4 protein-coding genes and 1 pseudogene are annotated in these 5515 nt (G+C 41.4%); 3 read left to right on the forward strand and 2 right to left on the reverse strand.

Translation table 11 applies throughout. The features are described from left to right. A pseudogene (locus tag GQS54_RS22720) lies at window positions 1–441 on the forward strand (hypothetical protein); the annotation flags it as partial. A gap of 1 nt (window position 442) precedes the next feature. Here GQS54_RS22720 and GQS54_RS22725 read toward each other — a convergent pair. Then, window positions 443–1393, reverse strand: coding sequence for an IS30 family transposase (locus GQS54_RS22725; RefSeq protein ID WP_166426199.1), 951 nt, complete (start codon window positions 1391–1393; stop codon window positions 443–445). A gap of 103 nt (window positions 1394–1496) precedes the next feature. Here GQS54_RS22725 and GQS54_RS22730 point away from each other — a divergent pair, with 103 nt between their 5' ends. Together GQS54_RS22730 and GQS54_RS22735 are read left to right on the forward strand one after the other, a co-directional pair. Then, window positions 1497–1718, forward strand: a complete 222-nt coding sequence (locus GQS54_RS22730) for a hypothetical protein (protein ID WP_166426200.1) — start codon at window positions 1497–1499, stop codon at window positions 1716–1718. Window positions 1719–2098: 380 nt separating this feature from the next. Further along, a complete protein-coding gene (locus GQS54_RS22735; RefSeq protein WP_166426201.1) occupies window positions 2099–3835 on the forward strand; it encodes an LA2681 family HEPN domain-containing protein in 1737 nt (578 codons plus the stop codon). Between the two features lie 402 nt (window positions 3836–4237). Here GQS54_RS22735 and GQS54_RS22740 read toward each other — a convergent pair whose 3' ends face one another. Further along, window positions 4238–5248, reverse strand: coding sequence for a hypothetical protein (locus GQS54_RS22740; RefSeq protein ID WP_166426202.1), 1011 nt, complete (start codon window positions 5246–5248; stop codon window positions 4238–4240). Window positions 5249–5515: the final 267 nt, after the last annotated feature.

Below are 5515 nucleotides of genomic sequence, written 5' to 3' on the forward strand. Positions count from 1 at the left end.
CACGACAAACCTAGCTCGTCAAATAACTCGTCAAATTTTTTTCAACTGGTTAAAAAACATTCACGATCTCGCCCTGGCTGGTTAACCAACAATGAAGCGACTACAGGTAATACTGCAATGGAATGGATTGCGTTATGTCCTTCAATTGACGTCTGGCTAGATGCGACAGTCGAAGATGTTGTTGCTGTAAGTCACCTTATTCCATCGTTAGATTGGAATGGCGAGCCGCTAGGGGTACGCTTGGTATATCATCCTAAGGATATTGAGTTACTTAAAAATCGGTTTATAGAAAGTTACAAAGCCGCTGAGGGGTTAGTTGCCGAAGAACGAGATGACTGCAAATTGTGGCCTAGAAACCTTCAGGATTTTTTACTAAAGAGTTATCGAAGCACTTTAAAATACAAGGGCGCGAATTCAACTCCGAAGTGCACCACTCGCTAAATTAAGCTGCGCGGCGTAGTTCATTGAAGACAACTAAGGGTTGTCTGTACCCAAGGCATTTTCTTGGCCTCAGGTTAAGTGCCCGTTGCGCGTCAGCGACCTGTTCGTTTGTAACGGTTCTTAAATCGGTGCCTTTCTTAATGTATTGCCTTAGCAAACCGTTAAAATTATCGTTCAATCCTCGCTCCCAGGATGAGTAGGGATTTGCGAAGTAGATATCGGTTTTTAGTTTTTCTGCGACCTGTTCATGACCGCAGAATTCTCCGCCATTATCAGCTGTTATCGTGTGCACATGACTACGGTAGCGCCACAGCATACCTACCATCGCTCTGCCTACATCAGCCGCGCTTTTAGCGGGCACCTTGCGTATCAGGTACAACTTACTTTTACGCTCTACTAAACTCACAATGGCCCCTGTACCGTGCTTGCCTAACACCGTATCGACTTCCCAATCACCAAAGCGTTCTTTCTCATCTACGATGGCTGGACGACACTCAATACCAACGCGATTAGGAATGATAACGCGTTTCGCTCGGCTGCCTTTACGGTACTTGCGGCGGCCTTGTCGCAGCTGTTTGTACAGTTTTCCACCTGCTGATTTGTCTCGTTGAACGTAGCCATAAATCCACTCATGACTGACTGGGTAACCAACAATTTTACCCACACCAGCAATCTGCTCGGGACTCCATTTCTGAGAGAGCGCGTACTCAACAAACTCAATAGTGAGCGCAGGCACTTGATATTTAGCAGCCTGACATCGCCGCCGTCTCGTTTTACTCTGCGCCAATTCAGGTAAATAATGACTGCCTCTCAAACGATTGCGCCGAACTTCCCGGCTGATGGTGCTGTGACTGACACACAACCGTTTTCCTATTTCCCGATAACTAAAACCCTCGCGCAAGTAGGCCTCTATCTGATATCTTTGTCCTTCGATCAACTGCTTGTAACTCATGGTGATACTCTTTTTGTTTGGCGACTTAAGAATACCACCAACAGGCAGTTGTTCGTCTATCCCCAGTTAACCATGAGTGGTGCACTTATTATCTGAATTCGGGATGACTTTCGACGATGAGAATCAAAACCCAGTTTTAATCCAGATTGAGAGTCCAGTTGAATATCAAGTCATCAAAGATGAACAACTTCATCAGGTCAAGATAGCCATCGATGCAATAGAATTCGATAGACTAGCGATTGCTTGGTGCAAAAAACGAAAGTTACACGGGGCTTTGGGTGGCCCAGTAGGAAAAGAATTTGGCAGTCCGGATAGTGAGTATTAACAAGGCTAAAACTATCAACAACTCATACTTAACTGCCTTTCTTTTTTCAACTACCGAGTAATCCTATGTAGTTGGCTTTTCTAATCTTGTGCAAACAACTTTGCACAAATTGAGACTAAAAGTGGTTTGTTCCAAAAGCGGTCATCGATAATTTGGTTAATCCAACTTATTTCTTTTTGAGATGGTAATTCAGTTTTCAAGGCATATTTTTTCTTATCCTAGATTATTCTTGAGCACACCCAACACTATGAATTATCAGGCTGTTCTCTCCAACTAACGAGGAACAGTTCAGGACGTGAATAGGAATAAAGTGGGTCACTTTGAGTGCAGTTAACATGGTAGTATTATGTCGGGAATGGCTGAGGAAGGTAATAAAAAGCATGGATGGCAAGAAAGAGATAACGTTAGAGCTTCACCACGAAAAGTCAGCATTAATGGATGACCTTTGTGACATCAATGACTTTGATGGAATTGTCAGCCTTTGCGAAGAACTTGAAACATACACACACATCACACCACTTATCAGACTGCACATATACTACAACATAGGGACTGGGTATTCTCATGTAGCCGCAAGGCGTGATACCCAATTTGACAGCAAAATTTCTGGTTTTGCGCTACTAAACTTCAGAAAGGCATTGGCTGAAGTGAAGTCTTTTGCACGAGAAAGTTTTGGCACTATGGCTTCAAGTGACATGATGGAGGCGTTTTATGACCTGCGTAGTCGTCTGTTGACCAATCTGGCAAATGAATTGGATTATCAAGGAAGACGATTAGAAGCGCTCGCGTATTATGAAGACCCGATAAAGTCGGGCAATGTACATGCCGTAATGAGTAAGGCTCGTTGCATATATCGACTAGCTCAGAGTGTTTATGATGATAGCCATGCATTTTATCTGCAAAGAGAAGCAGCAAAATGTTATCAAGAGGCTTTGTCTAGAATTAATGAATTTCCACTGATACAGAAACAAGGCATTGAGGCCAACCCTTTTTACAAACACTTCCTGAATTGGTTTGAAGAGCGAGAGCTGCATTGCGGTAGTGACTTTCCAGAACTCGAAAAGTTAAAAGGCAGTTCTTTTAGTACGAAGGAAGAAGAAGACTATTTTGCATGGTGCACGGAGAAGAGGCTGTTCATCAATGAACTAAATGGGATCTCAATTTCTGAAGTGGTAAACCATGACATACTGACATTGCCAAGTTTTTCGGCACGCATCAACACACTAGTGACGACCTCAGAAGGACTGAACTTTCATGGTCACTTTGATGAGATGAAAACCGATTATTGTTACGCACGGTACTTGGCATTCATGGGCAGTTCAATACCGAATTTTGAAGATCATTTCTTCAATTCGACATTCGATCATGTCGATACATTGGAATACGAGATTAACAACTTAAAGACAAACCATCTTAAGTCATGCTTTCGAATAAGCTATTCGATTTTCGACAAGATTTCGTTTCTCTTACATCGATTCTTTAATCTCGACACTATTCAGAATGATCACAAGGTGGACTTCAAAAAAGTTTGGTTCAAACCAAGTAACCAGCAACTCAAAGACATATTTCAAAACAGCGAAAACGAATACTTCAGAGCATTGTTTTTCATTTCACATGAAATTCGACAGAGCGGCAGAAAAGTCTCTGATGACGAAGACTTGTCATACTGGTTTGATCCTGACACACAACGTTTGTTTAAAATCAGAAATGCAATGGAACACCGCGCGTTTAAACTGGTTGATACTGTGTGTCACCGTTATACAGATAATAGTTCAACAGAAATCGAACAACACAGAAAGGAATTATCTGATACGCAAAAAGAACTCGAAGACCTCCTATTAAGTCAGCCATCAAGTCAAAGTAATGACATTGAACTTGAAATCCAAATTGAAAAGCTCCGAAGGCGAGAAACTAATATTAAGCAAGATTTGGTTGAGAAAGAACGCATGAATTCATACACAGTTGTTGTCGGTGTCGAAGAGTTCGAATCACTCACAATGAAGCTTCTCACTCTTGCAAAAGATGCGTTGGTATATTTATCTTTGGCGATACATCATGAGGAGTTAAAAAAGCCTCAGGAGGGTATTGCTATTCCGGTGCCAGTGCCAAAAAAGTAAAACATACCTAGATGTAATGGTTTAAACAAGTACCCAGACTCTCTAAAGGGAAATATGGTTTTATTTATGCCTGATACACAAAAGAAGCACATGCTGCTCAAAGAGAAATGAGCCAAATTAGTGATTGAGTAAGCTATCTGCCCTGATCATTTTCGCTTACATATAGGACTGGTAACTTAAATACGAGATTTTCATCTATTTTTTCAGAAACAAAAAATCCCGCTAAATGCAGGATTTTTTGTTTTTCTTTTATAAAGGCGGCTAGGTCGTTTATAGACGTCGGTAAGCTGGAAGCCGTTCCAGTTCTTACCCAATAGATATATAGTAAACTAATAAAACTAATACGTCAATATGACTTAATCAATTTGAACAGCGGCGGGCAAAAAACGACAAGTGATGAAATTAAGCGTCTTCTGCGATTTCTATCCATACCTTAAGTTCATCTTTAATAATATCACTGACTTCTTCGTGACTTTTTGTTGAGTGAAGCTGGCGATAATGATCCTCAAGCATATTCCATAATGCATCGTGAGTAGAGACTTTTGTTTGAGCTACATCCAATGAGGCTTTATTGGCATCTAGCTGTTCTTGCAGACTTACTAACCTTTTCTTTAAAGCACTGTTAGACAGGTACAGCTCAGTATTCTTAAGTTTGATTTCCTTATAGTCACCAATCCCCACTGTTACTGATAGAGCTTTATCCAACGCTTGAATATCTATATTTGATACTTTATGAGGATAACCATCTGAACGTTGAGGTGCCTGTCTCCCCGCTTCTCTAACAGGTTTAGCAAGAGGCGGTAAGATGCGCGTCAGCGCTACAGTCTCAATCATACTACAAACTGCAAAAGATCGTTTTTTCTGATCGTTATAATGCATAAGCTTTTCCAGTGACGACCTTGCCATTTCGAAGCAAGCCCGATCCCCGATGGGAGGCTCATTGGAAGAAATGGGGACAACCTGCACACGAGTACCTGAAGCCTTGACCACAATCGCAAGCCTACGTTTATGCATTTCACCAGACTGGCGAACATCCGGATAACGCTTATTAGATTTAGTATCTCCTGAGCATTTTTTTACCGAGGGTATGTATCCGTAATCCACTTCAACCAACGTTCCCTTTCGCAGAAGGCTTATTACATTGCGTTTTACTTTATGTGTCTGAGAGAGGTATATCTCCGGCTGAGACGGTATACGACGTATCAGCCCTATTTTGACTTCATTGACTGCGGGATGGTCAACGGACTTAACTTCCCATCTATGGCACTGCTGGCCAACGAACATCTTGGTGATGGTAATTGCGTGTTTGTTCTGAACGTAATTGACATCTGGAAAGAGAACCTCAGAAATACCTTGGCTCTGTTCCCTCCCTAGTTCATCGGTTGTACCATGTAAGAAATAAATTGTAAGCATTCTGAATTGATTCTATCTAAACATTAATCTATTAGAGCCAATTACTAATGGATTAGCAATCTTAAAACATTGTCGCCACATTTAGCTGCACTAACGAATTAGTTATAAAGCTTTCGAAGACAATTAACTTTCCTTATACTTATCCCCCTTCCTCTCAAAATTAAATCCATTGAATAATCGGCAAATGAGGCACGGCAAGAGCGTGAATGCCTAATTATCACTCAACTAACTCGGATCCCGCTAAAAATATAGCCTCAAGGTAATCAG

The sequence above is a fragment of the Paraglaciecola sp. 20A4 genome, from assembly GCF_011378905.1.
GTDB lineage: Bacteria > Pseudomonadota > Gammaproteobacteria > Enterobacterales > Alteromonadaceae > Paraglaciecola.

Coding starts and splice junctions, on each gene's coding strand:
- GQS54_RS22725 (WP_166426199.1), bottom strand. CDS start 1,393: ATGAGTTACAAGCAGTTGATCGAAGGACAAAGATATCAGATAGAGGCC.
- GQS54_RS22730 (WP_166426200.1), top strand. CDS start 1,497: ATGACTTTCGACGATGAGAATCAAAACCCAGTTTTAATCCAGATTGAG.
- GQS54_RS22735 (WP_166426201.1), top strand. CDS start 2,099: ATGGATGGCAAGAAAGAGATAACGTTAGAGCTTCACCACGAAAAGTCA.
- GQS54_RS22740 (WP_166426202.1), bottom strand. CDS start 5,248: ATGCTTACAATTTATTTCTTACATGGTACAACCGATGAACTAGGGAGG.